The following is a 16,562-nucleotide window of genomic DNA, read 5'->3' on the forward strand; positions in this document are numbered from 1 at the left end:
TGCGCCCCTTCTGGTCGAGGGTATGCCGTGAAGAAAATCGCCCTGTTCGCTGATGTGCAAAACCTCTACTACACCGTGCGCCAGGCCCACGGTTGCCACTTCAACTATGCCGCGTTGTGGGCCGATGTCAGCCGTGAAGGCGAAATCGTCGAGGCCGTTGCCTACGCCATTGACCGGGGCGACAGCAAGCAGCAGCAATTTCAGCAGATTTTGCGCAACCTGGGTTTTGACGTACGCCTCAAACCGTACATCCAGCGCAGTGACGGCTCCGCCAAGGGCGACTGGGATGTAGGGATCACGCTGGATGTGATCGACGCCGCCAGCCGGGTTGACCAAGTGGTGCTGGCCTCGGGGGATGGCGATTTTGACTTGCTGATGGAACGTGTGATTCAGCGGCATGGAGCCGAGGCGGTGGTGTATGGCGTGCCTGGGCTCACTGCATTGTCATTGATTCGTGCTGCGAGCCGGTACGTACCGATTGAAGGGCGGTTACTGCTGCGGCACTAGCGCGTGTGTAACATCAGCATGTTTGCGCGTTTGCGTAGCGCTTGCCTCGCGAAAAGGCGTGCCTTTATGCAGTAGCGCTCTTCTTGCCGCTGGCATTCAGCTGCTCCAGCGGTACGCGGCGCTCCACTGCGCTGGACAAAATGATCGAAGTTTTGCTGAAGCCCAGCAGTGATACCCGGTTGATCAAGGCTTCCAGCTCATTCATCGACGCCACGGCAGCTTGCATGATCACGCAGGGGTCGCCCGTGACCCGATGACACTCGGTCAAAGCCGGGATGCGCATCAGCTCATCATAGGCCTGCTGATTACCATGGCTGGCCAGGCGAAGTTCGATCACGCATTGAATGGGCAAACCGATTTTTTCCAGATCGACTTTTGCTGCGTAGCCGGTAATCACCCCGCTGGCTTCAAGTTTCGCGACCCGCTCGGCCACTGCGGGGGCCGACAGGTTCACTTGCCGGGCCAGTTGCGCGAAAGTGGCGCGGCCGTTTTCGAGCAGGGCTGCGAGCAGCATGCGGTCGTACTTGTCCATGGTTTCTCGTTCCGCCTTCGAATCAATGGGAAATGCCCTTAACAACCGTGCTTTGCAAACTGTTAAGGCCTCTTAAAGTTGTTTTGTAACTTAAGTTTGCGCAGGTGCCTTTCTAAACTAAGCCACCCGTAAACGGATTTCGAGTCTTTTCCCATGCCTGCCTCCCGTCGTATCCCGTTAGTGCTCATCGGTGCCTTCCTGGCCTTGTACCTGGTCTGGGGTTCCACTTACCTGTTCATCCGGATTGGTGTGGAGTCCTGGCCGCCCATGTTGATGGCGGGGGTGCGTTTCGTGATTGCCGGGAGCCTTTTGTATGGTTTTCTGCGCTGGCGCGGTGTGCCTGCGCCGACCTGGCCTCAGTGGCGTGCAGCCGGTGCAATCGGCTTTTTGCTGCTCAGCTGCGGCAATGGCGGCGTCACGGTTGCCGAGCACGCCGGCGTGGCGTCGGGCGTTGCAGCGTTGGCAGTGGCCACGGTGCCGTTGTTCACCCTGTTGTTCGGCCTGCTGTTCGGGCACCGCAATTCGCGGCTGGAATGGGCGGGCATTTGCCTTGGGCTGGTGGGCATCGGGCTGCTCAACCTCGGCTCCAACCTGCAGGCCAGCCCCATCGGCGCAGCGCTGATCCTGTTCGCCGCTGCATCCTGGGCGTTCGGCTCGGTGTGGAGCAAAAGTTTGCCATTGCCAGCGGGCCCCATGGCCAGTGCTGCCGAAATGCTGGTTGGCGGCGTGGTGTTGCTGTTGGGCAGCGCGCTGTCGGGCGAACGCATGACTCAGATGCCGACGGCTGCCGGTTGGGGAGCGTTGGCTTACCTGGTGTTCTTCGGTTCGATCCTGGCCTTCAGCGCCTACATGTACCTGCTCAAGCATGTGCGCCCGGCGGCTGCCACCAGCTATGCCTACGTCAACCCGGCAGTGGCGGTGTTGCTGGGTATCGTGTTCGCCGGTGAACAGATTGGCGCGGAAGAATGCGTGGCAATGGCGGTGATCATTGGCGCCGTAGTGCTGATCGGCCTGCCGCAGTGGCGCAAGGCACCGGTAGCTGCCGTACCGCTGAAGGGCGAAATCTGCAAGTAGGGCGGGGGGATGCGGTAAACTTGCCGCCTTCGCTGAACCCCCTGACGGTATTGCCATGAATTTCGCCAAACTCGGCCTGATCGAACCGTTGCTGCGCACCCTGCAGCAACTGGACTACACCACCCCGACCCCGGTCCAGGCCCAGGCCATCCCTGCGGTGCTGGCGGGGCGCGACCTGATGGCCGCGGCGCAGACCGGTACTGGCAAAACCGCCGGTTTTGCCCTGCCGGTGCTGCAGCGCCTGGCGCTGGAAGGGGAAAAAGTCGCCAGCAACTCGATCCGTGCCTTGGTGTTGGTGCCAACCCGCGAATTGGCCGAACAGGTTCATGCCAACGTGCGTGAGTATGCCGAGAACCTGCCGCTGAGCACTTATGCCGTGTACGGTGGTGTCAGCATCAACCCGCAGATGATGCGCCTGCGCCGTGGCGTCGACCTGTTGGTGGCCACGCCGGGCCGGCTGCTGGACCTGTTCCGCCAGAACGCGGTGAAGTTCAACCAGGTGCAAACGCTGGTGCTCGACGAAGCCGACCGCATGCTCGACCTGGGCTTTGCCGAAGAGTTGCAGTCGGTGTACGCCGCACTGCCGCGCAAGCGCCAGACGTTGCTGTTTTCCGCGACCTTCTCCGACCAGATTCGCATGCTGGCCGGCCTGGCGCTGAATGACCCGCTGAGCATCGAAGTGAGCCCGCGCAACGCCGCAGCCACCACGGTCAAGCAGTGGCTGGTGCCGGTAGACAAGAAACGCAAGGCCGACCTGTTCTGCCACTTGTTGCGCAAGCAGCGCTGGAAGCAGGTGCTGGTGTTTGCCAAAACCCGCAACGGTGTGGACCAGCTGGTCGAGCGCTTGCTGGCCGAGGGTGTGAACGCCGACGGCATTCATGGCGACCGCCCGCAAGCCACGCGCCAGCGGGCGCTGGACAGCTTCAAGGCACGTGAGGTGCAGGTGCTGGTGGCCACCGATGTGGCGGCCCGAGGCCTGGACATTGACGACCTGCCGTTGGTGGTCAACCTTGACCTGCCGATCGTGGCCGAAGATTACGTGCACCGCATCGGCCGCACTGGGCGAGCCGGCAACAAAGGCGAGGCGATTTCGCTGGTGTGTGCGGATGAAGTGCAATTGCTGGCGTCTATCGAAACGCTGATTCGCCAGACCTTGCCGCGCCATGAAGAGCCCGATTTTATCCCCGACCACCGGGTGCCGATGACCGATGCCAGCGGCCAGGTAATCAAGAAGCCGAAGAAGCCCAAAAAGCCGAAAGAGAACAGCGCCAAGCGTGGGTTGGGGCGCTGGATGGATAGTGCCGAGGCGGGTGCTTCAGAGGCACCGGTGAAGGCGGTGCGCAAAGTACCGAGCTTCAACGGTGGAGCGCGCAAGCGTAAACCTTGAAATTGCCGGGGCCGTGTTGCGGCCCGTTCCGACCGGTCCGGCGTCCCTGCAAAGCCGCTCTGATGGAACTGCACTTAACGTACTGAATTAGAAGGGACATGTAGGAGCGGATTTATCCGCGAACACCGGCGAAGCCGGTGCCAGGCACCGCGTTGCTTGCTTCGCGGCTAAAGCCGCTCCTACAGGGGGCGCGCCAACCATTTGGCTGCCGCTTGCCCTGCCCGCAACCCGCTGGCAAAGCAGGCGGTCAGCAAGTACCCGCCCGTCGGTGCTTCCCAATCCAGCATCTCGCCAGCGCAGAACACCCCGGGCATGCCTTTGATCATTAGCCCGTCGTCCAGCCCCTCGAAGCGCACTCCACCGGCGCTGCTGATTGCTTCGTCCAATGGCCGTGTACGTACCAGCGTGATGGGCAAGGCCTTGATCGCCCGTGCCAACGCTGCATTGTCGGCAAAGGTGGCCTGATCGGTCAGCTCGCGCAGCAACGCCGCCTTCACCCCGTCGATCCCTAACTGGCTGTGCAAATGCTTGGCCATGGAGCGCGCCCCCCTCGGCTTGGCCAATGCCTGGGCAATCTTGTCCGCAGGCTTGTCTGGCAGCAGGTCGAGCAACAACGTGGCATGGCCGTCGCAGTTGATCGCTTCACGCAGCGGTGCCGACCAGGCATAGACCAGGCTACCCTCTACACCCTGTGCAGTCAGGATGAATTCACCTTTGCGCGGTGCTTTGCCTGGCACGCTCAGGGCAATGTTTTTCAGTGGGGCTCCGGCAAACTTGCCTTTGAGCAGGTCACTCCAGGCTTCGACTTCAAACCCGCAATTACTTGGCTGCAACGGCGAGATATCCACAGCCCGTTCCGCCAGCAACGGCTGCCAGCTACCGTCAGAACCCAATCTGGCCCAGCTGCCGCCGCCCAGCGCCAATACCACGGCGTCCGCTTTTACCTGCAACTCGCCCTGTGGATAAGCAACCCGCAAGCTGCCATCGTTGTTCCACCCCAGCCAGCGATGGCGGGTGTGGATAACTACGCCAATTTCGCGCAGGCGCTTGAGCCAGGCGCGCAGCAGCGGTGCGGCCTTCATGTCGGTAGGGAACACGCGGCCTGACGTGCCGACGAAGGTTTCGATGCCCAAACCATGAATCCACTGGCGCAGGGTGTCGGCATCAAAACCTTGCAGCAACCCGTCAATCGCTTGCTGGCGCTCGCCGTAACGTGAAACGAACGCTGGGTAGGGCTCGGAATGGGTGATGTTCATGCCGCCCACGCCAGCCAGCAGAAACTTGCGGCCCACCGACGGCATGGCATCGAACACCTCTACGGCCAGGCCTGCCTGGGCCAGGGCTTCAGCGGCCATCAAGCCGGCAGGGCCGCCACCGATCACGACGGCGAGGGGAGAAGAGGCGGGGCGATGTTCGGACATGGGCGGGCAACAGGCTGTGAATAAGAGTGCGCATTCTAGCGCAATGCCCTTACCTCAAGCACTGTACAAAAAATAAACAGAAGGCTGCAGGCCATGAGTACAAAGGCCTGCAGAAGCTTTCTCGCAGGTTATCCACAAGCGGTTCCACAGTCATTGTGAACAACCCATGACATTTGCTGCGGTGTGATGAAGGATCCCATGGCGCCTGGCCAATGCCTCGCGGTCCTTGCTGTACCCGCCACCTATCACCCCAACCACGGGAATGTCTCGGCCAAGGCACTGGCGCATCACCATCTCGTCGCGTGCGGCCAGGCCTGCATCGGTCAGTTGCAGATAGCCGAGGGCATCGTCCTTGTGCACGTCGACGCCCGCGTCGTACAGCACCAGGTCGGGTTGATACAGCGGCAACAGGTAGTTGAGCGCATCTTCCACCACCTTCAGGTAAGCCGCATCACCCATGCCTCGCGGCAGGGGGATGTCCCAGTCGCTGTGCGCCTTGCGTGCCGGGAAGTTCTGCTCGCAGTGCAGCGAGACGGTGATGGCCTCCGGGGTGTCTTGCAGAATGCGTGCGGTGCCGTCGCCTTGATGCACATCGCAGTCGAAAATCAGCACCCGGTGCACGCGGCCTGCTTCAAGCAGGTAGCGGCTGATCACGGCCAGGTCGTTGAAAATGCAAAAGCCCGCCGGGTGGTCGTAGTGGGCGTGGTGCGTGCCGCCGGCAAGGTGGCAGGCCAGGCCATGCTGCAGGGCCATCTCGGCGGTGAGCAGCGAGCCGCCCACGGCGCGCACGGTGCGCCGGGCGAGGGCTTCGCTCCACGGCAGGCCAAGGCGGCGCTGGTCTTCTCGCGCCAGTTCACCGTGCATGTAGCGCTCGATGTAATCACGGTCGTGGGCCAGGGCGAGGATGTCGTTGGGGCAGATTTCCGGGCGCAACAGGGCCTGGTCGGTGGTCAACCCGCTGTCGACAAGGTGGTCGCGCAGCAGGCGGAACTTGTCCATCGGGAAACGGTGCTCGGGCGGGAACTCCGGGCTGTAGTCTTCGTGGTATATCAGCGGCAGGGGCATGGGGACATCGCGCGTTGAACGAACCCTGATCTTGCCATCAGAGGCCGCTGGGAGAAAAGCGCAGGCACGCCTAAGCTTTACACTGCAAGGCCGAGCAACCGGAGCACAACTGATGACCCCCATCCCCCACCTGGAAAGCGCCCGCCTGGTGTTGCGCCAATGGCAGGACGACGACCTGCGCGAGTTCGCCGCGATGTGCGCCGACCCGCAGGTGATGCGCTACTTTCCGGCACCCATGACGCGGCTGGAGGCAGCGGCGCTGATCGGCAGGATTCGCGGGCATTTCAATGAGTACGGGTTTGGCCTGTGGGCATTGGAGCGTAAGGACAGCGGCGCCTTCATCGGCATGACCGGCCTGCTGAACGTAAATTTCGACGCCCCCTTCACGCCTGCAGTGGAGATTGGCTGGCGCCTGGCGCGTCGGCACTGGGGCCTGGGATTTGCCAGCGAAGCCGCCTGGACTTGCCTGCGTTGCGCGTTCGCTCAACTGCGCCTTGATGAGGTGGTGTCGTTCACCAGCGAAAGCAATTTGCCGTCGCAGAAAGTGATGCAGGCCATTGGCATGGTCCAGGACCTTGACGGTAGCTTCGATCACCCCCGCCTGCCTGCTGGGCACGCGTTGCGCCCGCATGTGCTTTATCGCATCAATCGCGCCCGTTGGGAGCAGACCCTGCGCACTGAATAGCGCACCATGCGCGGCGCCAATGACAAACCCTGTATCATTTGCCCCATGAGCGTGCCTTAGCGCTGTGATGCTTTGCTAGGAGAACCCCGATGAGTCATGTGTTGGACGACCTGGTCGACCTGTTGAGCCTCGAATCGATCGAGGAGAACCTGTTCCGTGGCCGCAGCCAGGACCTGGGCTTCCGCCAGCTGTACGGTGGCCAGGTGCTGGGCCAGTCGCTGTCGGCGGCCAGCCAGACGGTTGAAGACGCGCGCCACGTGCACTCGCTGCATGGCTACTTCCTGCGCCCGGGCGATGCCAGCTTGCCGGTGGTCTATTCGGTCGACCGTGTGCGCGATGGCGGCAGTTTCAGCACTCGGCGGGTAACCGCCATTCAGAAGGGCCAACCGATTTTCACCTGCAGTGCGTCGTTCCAGTACGACGAAGAAGGTTTTGAGCACCAGGCGCAAATGCCGGATGTGGTCGGGCCGGAAAACCTGCCCACCGAAGTCGAACTGGCCCGCACCATGGCAGCCCACTTGCCCGAACGCATTCGTGACAAGGTGCTGTGTGCCAAGCCTATCGAAATTCGCCCGGTGACCGAGCGTGATCCGTTCAACCCCAAGCCGGGCGACCCGGTGAAGTACGCCTGGTTCCGCGCCGACGGCAACTTGCCGGACGTGCCAGCGCTGCACAAGTACCTGCTGGCCTATGCGTCCGACTTCGGCTTGCTGACCACCGCTTTGCTGCCCCATGGCAAGTCGGTGTGGCAGAAGGACATGCAGATCGCCAGCCTGGACCACTCGCTGTGGTTCCACGCCAACCTGCGTGCCGATGAGTGGCTGCTGTACGCCACCGACAGCCCTTGGGCCGGCAATGCCCGTGGTTTTTGCCGGGGCAGCATTTACAACCGTGCCGGGCAACTGGTGGCGTCGTCCAGCCAGGAAGGGCTGATCCGCCACCGTAAGGACTGGGCATGAAGCTGGGCGAGATTCGCAACTGGGTGTTCGATATGGATGGCACCCTGACCGTGGCCGTGCATGATTTTGCCGCCATTCGCGAAGCGCTGGAGATCCCGGCCGAGCATGACATTCTCACCCACCTTGCAGCCTTGCCGGCGGCGGAGGCGGCCGCCAAGCATGCCTGGCTGATGAGGCACGAGCGTGATCTGGCGTTGGCTTCCAGGGCCGCTACCGGGGCAGTGGAATTGGTGCGCGAGTTGGCCGGGCGAGGCTGCCGATTGGGCATCCTGACGCGCAATGCCCGGGAGCTTGCGCATGTGACGCTGGAGGCGATCGGCCTGGCGGACTGCTTTGCCGTCGAGCACGTGCTCGGGCGGGACGAGGCAGCGCCCAAGCCCAGCCCGGACGGATTGCTGAAGATTGCCGATGCCTGGGGCGTTTCGCCAGGCGAGATGGTGATGGTTGGCGATTACCGTTTTGACCTGGACTGCGGGCGGGCTGCTGGCGCACGTACGGTCTTGGTTAACCTGCCGGACAATCCCTGGCCGGAGCTGGTGGATTGGCATGCGGCGGATTGCCGGGCTTTGCAGGTTTTGTTGGGCTGACGGCCTTATCGCGGATGAATCCGCTCCTACAGGTTGGGGTGCGCTGTTGTAGGAGCGGATTAATCCGCGATGAGGCCGGCACTGACTATGCTGAACCCCAGTCTTTCCCCAGAACTGGAGTCACCAGCCATGCCCAGCAAAGCCATCTTCGTACAACCCGGCGGCGGCTACGACAAGGTCGAAATCGGCACCTGCGAGGCTGCCGCACCCAAGCCCGGCGAAATTACCGTACGCCTGCACGCCAGCTCCCTGAACTACCATGACTTCGCCGTGGTCAGCGGCATGTGGGGCCCGAGCGAACGGCGTATCCCTATGGCCGATGGTGCCGGTGAGATTACGGCAGTTGGCGAGGGCGTTACCGAGTTCAAGGTGGGCGACAGCGTTGTGAGCACCTTCTTCCCCGACTGGCTGGGTGGCGACGCCAACGTCGAAGGTTTTGCCCGCGTGCCCGGTGACGGCCTCGATGGTTATGCGCGCGAACAGGTGACCACTCGTGCCAGTGCCTTCACGCTGGCACCCAAGGGTTACAGCCATGCAGAGGCCGCTACCCTGACCACCGCAGGCCTCACCGCCTGGCGTGCGCTGATGAGCGATGACCACCTCAAGCCAGGTGACACGGTGCTGGTGCAGGGCACCGGCGGGGTGTCGATTTTCGCCCTGCAATTCGCCAAGCTGGCTGGCGCCACGGTAATCGCCACCTCCTCCAGCGATGCCAAGCTGGAGCGCCTGAAGACGCTGGGCGCTGATCACCTGATCAACTACAAACGCACGCCGGCCTGGGGCGAGAAAGTGCGCGAGCTCACGGAAAACCGTGGCGTAGACCATGTGATCGAAGTGGGCGGGCCGGCGACGCTGGAGCAATCGATGATTGCTGCGCGCATTGGCGGGCATGTGTCTTTGATCGGCATCCTTACTGGTGTGGCAGGGCAGTTGCCGCTGGTGCAGGCGCTGGTTCGGCAAATCCGCCTGCAGGGCGTGTTGGTGGGTAGCCGGGCGCAGCAACAAGCGATGGTGCGGGCGATCGATGCCAATGGCCTGCGGCCGGTGGTGGACAAGCACTTTGAGCTTGAACAGATTGTGGATGCCTTCAAGTATCAGGAAAGCAACCGGCATTTCGGCAAGATCTGCCTGACCTGGTAGCGGGGGCTGCTAATCCGGCAATAACCGGTCACGGCTGTTGGACAGGTGCAGGCAGATGGCTGCACGCGCCGCGTCCGGGTCTTGCCGGCGGATGGCGTTCAGAATGGCCTCGTGCTCAAGGTTGGCGAGGTACGCATGGCGCGCCAGGTTGGCCCCTGAGCGTTCGGACAGGGCCATGCGGTTGCGCGGGATGAGGCCGTTGCCCAGTTGCGCCATCATCTCGCTGAAGTACAGGTTACCCGTGGCTTCGGCGATCAGCAGGTGGAAGCGCCGATCTGCCTCGATGCAGCTGTCGCCAGCTGCGGCCAAGTCCTGGTAGTCATCCAGTGCCTGGCGCATGCGGGCCAAGTGTTCGTCGCTGCGGCGAATGGCGGCGAGGGCGGCAGCCTGGCCTTCCAGGCCGATGCGCATTTCCAGCAGGTCACGCACGCTTGCGGCGTTCTCTGCACCTACCCGCAGGCCGGCCTGCAACTGGCGCTCCATAACGAAGGTGCCGATGCCGTGGCGCGGCTCCACCAATCCTGAAGCCTGCAACTTCGACAGCGCTTCGCGCACGACCGTACGGCTGACCCCGTGCTCGCGTACAAGCGTGTTCTCTGACGGCAACTTGTCCCCTGGCTTGAAGGTGCCCAGCAAGATCTGCTGGGTCAGGCTGGAGACCAGATCGTGGGCGCGGCTGTGGCTGCGTTTATGCACTTGTTGGGTCATGGGTAGGCACCTGGCAGACGGGGTTGCTTGTACGACAAGTTAATCGAAGAAAATAATTTTTGCCCGTATTTTCTGCGCAGGCTGTAACCATTGCTGCGCAGTTTAACGTTTTTTAGCTGCTTTTATGCGGTTTATAAGCTTGTATTTTGTATTTTTGCCGATGTTGAAGGTCTTGTCGTACAACCTTGCCAAGCCTATGCTTTGCCTCACTGCCATGTCAGACAACCCCGGCCCGCACAAAAACAATTAGTGGGAGATTCACAAGTGAACGACACCCTCAATCCGTCAACCCGGACTGAAGGCGACGCGCTTGCCAGCGCTGTAGCCAAAGTCAAACGCCACGTCCTGCCGCTGTTCGTCATCATGTTCATCGTCAACTACCTCGACCGGGTCAACATCGGTTTCGTCCGCCCGCACCTGGAAAGTGACCTGGGCATCAGCGCCGCTGCCTTTGGCTTCGGTGCCGGCCTGTTCTTCATTGGTTATGCCGTGTTCGAAGTGCCATCGAACATGCTGCTTCAGCGCGTGGGTGCGCGGCTGTGGCTGACCCGCATCATGTTCACCTGGGGGCTGGTGGCCACGGCCATGGCCTTCGTGCAGAACGAAACCCAGTTTTACATCCTGCGATTCCTGCTGGGCGTTGCCGAAGCGGGCTTTTTCCCGGGTGTGATCTATTACTTCACCCGTTGGCTGCCGGCTGCCGAACGCGGCAAGGCAATCGCCATCTTCCTGAGCGGTTCGGCACTGGCCTCGCTGATTTCAGGCCCGCTGGCCGGGGCGCTGATGCAGATTCAGGGCATGGGCATGCACGGCTGGCAGTGGATGCTGTTCATCGAAGGCATGGCCTCAGTGATTTTGTGCTTCTTCGTGTTCTTCTGGCTCGACTCCAAACCCCACGATGCCAAGTGGCTGAGCAAGGCCGAGCAGGATGCCCTGGTCGAGACGATCGACCGCGAGCAGCGTGAGCGTGAAGCCAACGGTGTGGTCAAAACGTCGTCCTGGAGCCTGCTCAAGGACCGCCAGATCGTGCTGTTCTGCGTGATCTACTTCTGCATCCAGCTGACCATCTACGCCGCCACCTTCTGGCTGCCGAGCATCATCAAGCGCATGGGCGACCTGACCGATTTGCAGGTCGGCTTCTTCAACTCCATCCCTTGGCTGATCTCGATTCTGGCCATGTATGCCTTCGCTGCAGGTTCGGCGCGCTGGAAGTTCCAGCAGGCGTGGGTTGCCGCTGCGCTGGTAGTGGCCGCCATCGGTATGTTCATGTCCACCACCGGTGGCCCGGTGTTCGCCTTTGTGGCTGTGTGCTTTGCCGCCATCGGCTTCAAGTCGGCGTCGTCGCTGTTCTGGCCGATCCCGCAGGGTTACCTGGATGCACGCATCGCGGCGGCCGTGATTGCCCTGATCAACTCGGTCGGCAACCTTGGCGGTTTCGTTGCCCCCACCACATTCGGCCTGCTTGAGCAGCACACCGGTTCGATCCAGGGCGGGCTGTATGGCCTGGCCGTGACCTCGGTGCTGGCTGCCATTGCCGTGTTCTTCGTACGCACTCGCCCAAAGGGTGCAACCACTCCTGATGCCAAGGCGCCTGGCGCCCTGGGCCAGACCCACTGATGACTGCGAGACAACAACCATGAATATGCAGACGACCCCCGCCCTCCACACAGGCACCCCAGTGGTTACCGACCTGCGTGTGATCCCCGTGGCCGGCCACGACAGCATGCTGCTCAACCTCAGTGGTGCGCACGGCCCGTTCTTTACCCGTAACGTGGTGGTGCTGCGTGACAGCGCTGGCAACACTGGCCTGGGCGAAGTGCCCGGTGGCGAGAAGATCCGCCAAACCCTCGAAGACGCTCGCAGCCTGGTGGTCGGCCAGCCAATCGGCCACTACCAGCGTGTGCTCAATGCCATGCGCCAGACCTTCGCCAACCGCGACTCGGCTGGCCGTGGCCTGCAAACCTTCGACCTGCGCATTACCGTGCACGCCGTAACTGCCATCGAGTCGGCACTGCTCGACTTGCTCGGCCAGCACCTGAACGTGCCAATGGCCGCGCTGCTTGGTGAAGGGCAACAGCGTGATGCGGTGAAAATGCTGGGCTATCTGTTCTACATTGGCGACCGCCAGCAGACTGACCTGGCCTACCGCAACGAGGCCGAAGCCGACAACGACTGGTTCCGCCTGCGCCACGAAAAAGCCCTCACCCCAGAGGCTGTGGTACGCCTGGCCGAAGCGGCGGAGCAGCGTTATGGCTTCAGCGACTTCAAGCTCAAAGGCGGCGTACTGCGCGGCGAAGAAGAGATGGAAGCCGTGACCGCCCTGGCCGAACGCTTCCCGCATGCGCGCATCACCCTCGACCCGAACGGCGCCTGGTCGCTGAAGGAAGCAATTGCCCTGTGCCGCGACAAGCACGATGTGCTGGCTTACGCCGAAGACCCGTGCGGCGCCGAAAACGGTTACTCCGGCCGTGAAGTGATGGCCGAGTTCCGTCGTGCAACCGGCCTGCCGACCGCCACTAACATGATCGCCACCGACTGGCGCCAGATGGGCCATGCCATCCAGTTGCAGTCGGTGGACATTCCGCTGGCCGACCCGCACTTCTGGACCTTGCAGGGTTCGGTGCGTGTGGCGCAAATGTGCAATGACTGGGGCCTGACCTGGGGCTCGCACTCGAACAACCACTTCGACATTTCGCTGGCCATGTTCACCCAGGTGGCGGCTGCGGCGCCGGGTGACATCACCGCAATCGACACACACTGGATCTGGCAGGACGGCCAGCGCCTGACCCGCGACCCGCTGCGCATCGTCGACGGCCACGTACGCGTGCCGGAGCGCCCGGGGTTGGGTGTGGAGCTGGATGAAGACCAGTTGGCCAAGGCCCATGAGTGCTACCGCAACATGGGGCTGGGTGCGCGTGATGACAGCGTGGCGATGCAGCTTTTGATTCCAGGCTGGAGCTTCGATAACAAACGGCCTTGCCTGGTGCGTTAAGGCATCTGGCCCTATCGCGGCTGAAGCCGCTCCTACAGGGAGTATGCAACCCCTGTAGGAGCGGCTTTAGCCGCGATGAGGCCGGCACAGGCTACCCGCCCTCGAAAAACGCCCGTGCCATCGCCACAAAAGCCCCGAGCACCGGGTTCGGATTATCCCGGCAATACGCCAGAAAAATCTCCGCCTGCTGGTCCGTCCCCGCCAGTGGCTTGAACACCACGTTCTCCAGCCGCAATGCCTGCGCCGAAGCCGGCACTACTGCGCACCCCAGCCCCACATTCACCAGCCCGAGGATCGAATGCGTCTGCCCCAGCTGGTGCTGATAGCGCGGCTTCACTTCATGGCGGGCGAACAGGTTGGCAATGCGGTCGTGGAAGTAGCGCCCCTCGTTGGCGCTGTACATCACGAACGGCTGATCGTCGAAATCCCCAGGTTTGATGCGCTCGCGTGCGGCCAGCGGATGGCCAGCGGGCAGGGCCGCCAAAAAGGGTTCGCGATGGATCGGCAGGTATTCCACCCGTGCGCTCGGCAACACCTGACGCACCAGGCCGACATCGATCAGGCCGGCTTCCAGGTCATGCACCTGAGTGGCCGAAATACGCTCGCTGAGCACCAGTTCGATGTCTGGCAGTGTGTGCCCGGCATGTACCAGCAACCGCGGGATCATGTTGTACGCACCCACCGCCGTGAAGCCCAACGTCAGCCGGCCGGCCTCGCCGTGGGCGATGCGCCGCGCGGATTGGCTGGCCGATTCCGTGATTTGCAGGATACGCCGGGCATCTTCCAGAAAGCTCTGCCCAGCCAGGGTAAGCCTTGCCTGGCGGTTGTTGCGTTCAAGCAGCAGCACGCCGAGGGCATGTTCCAGCAGTTGAATCTGGCGGCTCAGTGGCGGTTGGGTCATGTGCAGGCGGGTGGCGGCGCGGCCGAAATGCAGCTCTTCGGCCACCGCGACGAAGCAGCGCAGCTGGTGCAGCTCCATGATTCAATTCCTGAATTATTCGATCCAGTATCTATATTAGACCTGTATCAAAAGCCAGCCTAGGATCGACCCAAGACTTTCAAAACTGCCGGATGCAAAGCCATGAATAATCACAACAAGGCACCCGTCGACATTTTGCTGACCCAGCCTGTGCCAGAGGCCATCGATGCCGAGCTGGTCAGTGCCTATGCCGTGCATCGCCTGTACCAGCACGCCGAGCCGCAGCAACTGCTGCGCGAAGTGGGCCCGCGCATTCGCGGTGTCGTCACCGGTGGTGCCAAGGGCTTGTCCAACGCGCTGATGGATCAACTGCCCGCCCTGCAAATCATCGCCATCAGCGGCATCGGTACCGATGCTGTCGACCTGCGCCATGCGGCAAGCCGTGGCATCCAGGTCACCACCACACCGGGTGTGCTCACCGATGACGTTGCCGACATGGCACTGGGCCTGATCATCAACACCCTGCGCCGTATGGGCGAAGGGGAGAGGTTGGTGCGCGATGGTTTGTGGGGCACGGTCAACCTGCCGCTGGCGCGCAAAGTCAGTGGCATCGAACTGGGTATCGTCGGGCTGGGGCAGGTGGGCAAGGCCATTGCCCAGCGTGCGGCGGCATTCAACATGCGCATTGCCTATAACGGCCGCCGCGAACAGCCCGAGAGTGGTTACCGTTACGAGCCTGACCTGGTCGAGCTGGCGCGTTCAGTGGATGTACTGGTGCTGGCCGCCTCTGCGGACGGCGGGCAGGTGCTGGTGACCGCCGAAGTGCTTGAGGCGCTAGGCCCCGAGGGTTATCTGGTCAACGTCGCGCGCGGCAAGCTGGTGGATGAAGCGGCGCTGGTCGAGGCCCTGCGCGAACAGCGCATTGCCGGGGCCGGGCTGGATGTGTTCGTCGACGAGCCGAACGTGCCGGAGGCGCTGCGTGATTTGAACCATGTCAGTTTGCAGCCGCATCGCGGTAGCGCCACCCAGCAGACCCGGCTGGAGATGGGGCGGATGGTGCTGCAAAACCTTCAGGCATCCTTCCGAGGTGAGCTGCCGCCCAATCGGGTGATTTGATTCGAGGCCCACAGGCCGAACCTTCTCTGCACAAAAACAATCGCTTCCATCGAGAAGCAAGAGGGTCACCATGAACAGCAAATCCGCCACCGCCGCTTCGCAGGCCGTGGCCGGGATCGGGCGTCATCGCTTCCTGGTCCTGGCACTGATTTTCGTCATTACTGTCATCAACTACGCCGACCGCGCCACGCTGTCGATCACCGGCACCGAGGTGCTCAAGGACCTGGGCCTGGACCCGGTCATGCTGGGCATGATCTTTTCTGCTTTCGCCTGGGCCTACGCCCTTGGTCAAGTGCCCGGCGGCTGGCTGCTCGACCGCTTTGGCGCACGCCGGGTGTACGGCATCAGCCTGATCCTCTGGTCACTGTTCACCTTGCTGCAGGGCACGGTTGGCTGGATGGGCCTGGCGGGAGTGTCGGCAGCAGTGGCGTTGTTCTCCATGCGCTTCATGCTCGGCTTGGTGGAGTCGCCAGCCTTCCCGGCCAACTCACGCATCGTCAGCTGCTGGTTCCCCACCAGCGAGCGCGGCACGGCCTCCGCTTTGTTCAACTCGGCGCAGTACATGGCAGTGGTGGTGTTTGCCCCGCTGATGGCCTGGATGACGCATGCGCTTAGCTGGGAGCAGGTGTTCATCTGGATGGGCGTGCTGGGCCTGCTGCTGAGCGTGGTGTGGTTCAAGCTTTACCACGAGCCACACAATGCGCCGGGCCTGAGCCGCGAAGAACTCGACTACATGCGTGAAGGCGGCGCACTGGTCGACCTGGAGAAAGAACGCAAGACTGCCAAGGCCAAACCGACCCGCGCCGAGGTGGCGCAACTGTTCACCAGCCGCAACCTGTGGGCGGTGTACATGGGCCAGTACTGCATCACTGCGCTCACCTACTTCTTCATCACCTGGTTCCCGATCTACCTGATCAAGGGCCGCGGCATGACCATCATGGAAGCCGGCTGGGTTGCTGCGCTGCCGGCCATCTGCGGGTTCACCGGGGGCATTCTGGGAGGGTTCATTTCCGACTGCCTGATCCGCCGTGGGGTGCATCCGTCCAAGGCACGCAAAACCCCGTTTGTGATCGGTATGGCGCTGTCCACCACGCTGGTGCTGGCCAACTATGTCGACGGCAATGCTGCAGTGATTGCGCTGATGACCCTGGCCTTCTTCGGCAAAGGCTTGGCGGCGGTGGGCTGGGCGGTGCTGTCGGATGTGGCACCGAAGAAAATGGTCGGCCTGTGTGGTGGCGTGTTCAACGGCATCGGCAACGTTGCCGGCATCGTCACCCCGCTGGTGATTGGTTATGTGGTGGCCAGCACTGGCTCGTTCCACAACGCACTCTGGTTCGTGGCCGCCCATGGCGTGCTGGGGATCCTCGCTTACCTGTTGCTCGCCCGGCGCTTCGAGCGTACCGGACAGGCGTAGGCAGACGCCTGAGCAACAGAGGCCCCGGGAGACCGGGGCTTTTTTGTGGGTGTAGA

At 62.4% G+C, this 16,562-nt stretch carries 16 protein-coding genes; 11 read left to right on the plus strand and 5 right to left on the minus strand.

Annotated features, from left to right (window positions below; all coding sequences use genetic code 11):
* Positions 1–27: 27 nt before the first annotated feature.
* Positions 28–507 (plus strand): LabA-like NYN domain-containing protein, encoded by a 480-nt coding sequence (locus tag PVV54_RS03075; RefSeq protein ID WP_274908549.1) that lies wholly within the window; start codon positions 28–30, stop codon positions 505–507.
* Positions 508–571: 64 nt separating this feature from the next.
* On the opposite strand, the gene PVV54_RS03080 is transcribed toward PVV54_RS03075, so the two are convergent.
* Complete coding sequence (locus tag PVV54_RS03080) at positions 572–1,039, minus strand: Lrp/AsnC family transcriptional regulator (protein ID WP_274908550.1); 468 nt, start codon at positions 1,037–1,039, stop codon at positions 572–574.
* A gap of 153 nt (positions 1,040–1,192) precedes the next feature.
* Here PVV54_RS03080 and yedA point away from each other — a divergent pair, with 153 nt between their 5' ends.
* Together yedA and PVV54_RS03090 are read left to right on the plus strand one after the other, a co-directional pair.
* The gene (gene yedA / locus PVV54_RS03085; protein WP_274908551.1) at positions 1,193–2,113 is read left to right on the plus strand and encodes a drug/metabolite exporter YedA; all 921 of its coding nucleotides are present in this window, start codon (positions 1,193–1,195) and stop codon (positions 2,111–2,113) included.
* A 55-nt stretch (positions 2,114–2,168) separates the two neighbouring features.
* Complete coding sequence (locus tag PVV54_RS03090) at positions 2,169–3,500, plus strand: DEAD/DEAH box helicase (protein ID WP_274908552.1); 1,332 nt, start codon at positions 2,169–2,171, stop codon at positions 3,498–3,500.
* Positions 3,501–3,679: 179 nt separating this feature from the next.
* Here the strand turns inward: PVV54_RS03090 and PVV54_RS03095 are convergent, their stop codons facing one another.
* Entirely contained in the window at positions 3,680–4,921 is a 1,242-nt protein-coding gene (locus tag PVV54_RS03095) for a TIGR03862 family flavoprotein (protein WP_274908553.1), read from the minus strand.
* 150 nt (positions 4,922–5,071) lie between these two features.
* Positions 5,072–5,986, minus strand: a complete 915-nt coding sequence (locus tag PVV54_RS03100) for a histone deacetylase family protein (RefSeq protein WP_274908554.1) — start codon at positions 5,984–5,986, stop codon at positions 5,072–5,074.
* Between the two features lie 112 nt (positions 5,987–6,098).
* On the opposite strand from PVV54_RS03100, the gene PVV54_RS03105 reads away from it, so the two are divergent.
* The 4 genes from PVV54_RS03105 to PVV54_RS03120 all read left to right on the plus strand — a co-directional run bounded on the left by PVV54_RS03105 (position 6,099) and on the right by PVV54_RS03120 (position 9,357).
* Entirely contained in the window at positions 6,099–6,671 is a 573-nt protein-coding gene (locus tag PVV54_RS03105; protein ID WP_274908555.1) for a GNAT family N-acetyltransferase, read from the plus strand.
* Positions 6,672–6,760: 89 nt separating this feature from the next.
* The gene (gene tesB, locus PVV54_RS03110; RefSeq protein WP_274908556.1) at positions 6,761–7,630 is read left to right on the plus strand and encodes an acyl-CoA thioesterase II; all 870 of its coding nucleotides are present in this window, start codon (positions 6,761–6,763) and stop codon (positions 7,628–7,630) included.
* Positions 7,627–8,217, plus strand: a complete 591-nt coding sequence (locus PVV54_RS03115; protein ID WP_274908557.1) for an HAD family hydrolase — start codon at positions 7,627–7,629, stop codon at positions 8,215–8,217. Before tesB ends, PVV54_RS03115 begins: the two co-directional genes overlap by 4 nt.
* Positions 8,218–8,346: 129 nt before the next feature.
* A complete protein-coding gene (locus PVV54_RS03120; protein WP_274908558.1) occupies positions 8,347–9,357 on the plus strand; it encodes a zinc-dependent alcohol dehydrogenase family protein in 1,011 nt (336 codons plus the stop codon).
* A 9-nt stretch (positions 9,358–9,366) separates the two neighbouring features.
* On the opposite strand, the gene PVV54_RS03125 is transcribed toward PVV54_RS03120, so the two are convergent.
* Positions 9,367–10,065 carry a FadR/GntR family transcriptional regulator gene (locus PVV54_RS03125; protein WP_274908559.1) on the minus strand — a complete coding sequence of 233 codons (699 nt, stop codon included), beginning with the start codon at positions 10,063–10,065 and terminating at the stop codon, positions 9,367–9,369.
* Between the two features lie 264 nt (positions 10,066–10,329).
* Here PVV54_RS03125 and PVV54_RS03130 point away from each other — a divergent pair, with 264 nt between their 5' ends.
* Both PVV54_RS03130 and gudD read left to right on the plus strand, forming a co-directional pair.
* Positions 10,330–11,682 carry an MFS transporter gene (locus tag PVV54_RS03130; RefSeq protein WP_274908560.1) on the plus strand — a complete coding sequence of 451 codons (1,353 nt, stop codon included), beginning with the start codon at positions 10,330–10,332 and terminating at the stop codon, positions 11,680–11,682.
* A 19-nt stretch (positions 11,683–11,701) separates the two neighbouring features.
* On the plus strand, positions 11,702–13,057 hold the full coding sequence (gudD, locus tag PVV54_RS03135; RefSeq protein ID WP_274908561.1) for a glucarate dehydratase: 1,356 nt from the start codon (positions 11,702–11,704) through the stop codon (positions 13,055–13,057).
* 91 nt (positions 13,058–13,148) lie between these two features.
* Here gudD and PVV54_RS03140 read toward each other — a convergent pair whose 3' ends face one another.
* Positions 13,149–14,036, minus strand: a complete 888-nt coding sequence (locus PVV54_RS03140; protein ID WP_274908562.1) for a LysR substrate-binding domain-containing protein — start codon at positions 14,034–14,036, stop codon at positions 13,149–13,151.
* A 102-nt stretch (positions 14,037–14,138) separates the two neighbouring features.
* Here PVV54_RS03140 and PVV54_RS03145 point away from each other — a divergent pair, with 102 nt between their 5' ends.
* Entirely contained in the window at positions 14,139–15,092 is a 954-nt protein-coding gene (locus PVV54_RS03145; protein WP_274908563.1) for a 2-hydroxyacid dehydrogenase, read from the plus strand.
* Positions 15,093–15,162: 70 nt separating this feature from the next.
* Positions 15,163–16,506 carry an MFS transporter gene (locus PVV54_RS03150; RefSeq protein WP_274908564.1) on the plus strand — a complete coding sequence of 448 codons (1,344 nt, stop codon included), beginning with the start codon at positions 15,163–15,165 and terminating at the stop codon, positions 16,504–16,506.
* Positions 16,507–16,562 lie beyond the last annotated feature (56 nt).

This window comes from Pseudomonas sp. PSKL.D1 (assembly GCF_028898945.1).
Classification (GTDB): domain Bacteria; phylum Pseudomonadota; class Gammaproteobacteria; order Pseudomonadales; family Pseudomonadaceae; genus Aquipseudomonas.

Bases quoted from the DNA above. Each gene is read 5' to 3' on its own strand.
- PVV54_RS03105 (WP_274908555.1), top strand. From the start codon at position 6,099: ATGACCCCCATCCCCCACCTGGAAAGCGCCCGCCTGGTGTTGCGCCAA.
- gudD (WP_274908561.1), top strand. From the start codon at position 11,702: ATGAATATGCAGACGACCCCCGCCCTCCACACAGGCACCCCAGTGGTT.
- PVV54_RS03140 (WP_274908562.1), bottom strand. From the start codon at position 14,036: ATGGAGCTGCACCAGCTGCGCTGCTTCGTCGCGGTGGCCGAAGAGCTG.
- PVV54_RS03115 (WP_274908557.1), top strand. From the start codon at position 7,627: ATGAAGCTGGGCGAGATTCGCAACTGGGTGTTCGATATGGATGGCACC.
- PVV54_RS03150 (WP_274908564.1), top strand. From the start codon at position 15,163: ATGAACAGCAAATCCGCCACCGCCGCTTCGCAGGCCGTGGCCGGGATC.
- PVV54_RS03120 (WP_274908558.1), top strand. From the start codon at position 8,347: ATGCCCAGCAAAGCCATCTTCGTACAACCCGGCGGCGGCTACGACAAG.
- PVV54_RS03145 (WP_274908563.1), top strand. From the start codon at position 14,139: ATGAATAATCACAACAAGGCACCCGTCGACATTTTGCTGACCCAGCCT.
- PVV54_RS03095 (WP_274908553.1), bottom strand. From the start codon at position 4,921: ATGTCCGAACATCGCCCCGCCTCTTCTCCCCTCGCCGTCGTGATCGGT.
- tesB (WP_274908556.1), top strand. From the start codon at position 6,761: ATGAGTCATGTGTTGGACGACCTGGTCGACCTGTTGAGCCTCGAATCG.
- yedA (WP_274908551.1), top strand. From the start codon at position 1,193: ATGCCTGCCTCCCGTCGTATCCCGTTAGTGCTCATCGGTGCCTTCCTG.
- PVV54_RS03125 (WP_274908559.1), bottom strand. From the start codon at position 10,065: ATGACCCAACAAGTGCATAAACGCAGCCACAGCCGCGCCCACGATCTG.
- PVV54_RS03100 (WP_274908554.1), bottom strand. From the start codon at position 5,986: ATGCCCCTGCCGCTGATATACCACGAAGACTACAGCCCGGAGTTCCCG.
- PVV54_RS03090 (WP_274908552.1), top strand. From the start codon at position 2,169: ATGAATTTCGCCAAACTCGGCCTGATCGAACCGTTGCTGCGCACCCTG.
- PVV54_RS03080 (WP_274908550.1), bottom strand. From the start codon at position 1,039: ATGGACAAGTACGACCGCATGCTGCTCGCAGCCCTGCTCGAAAACGGC.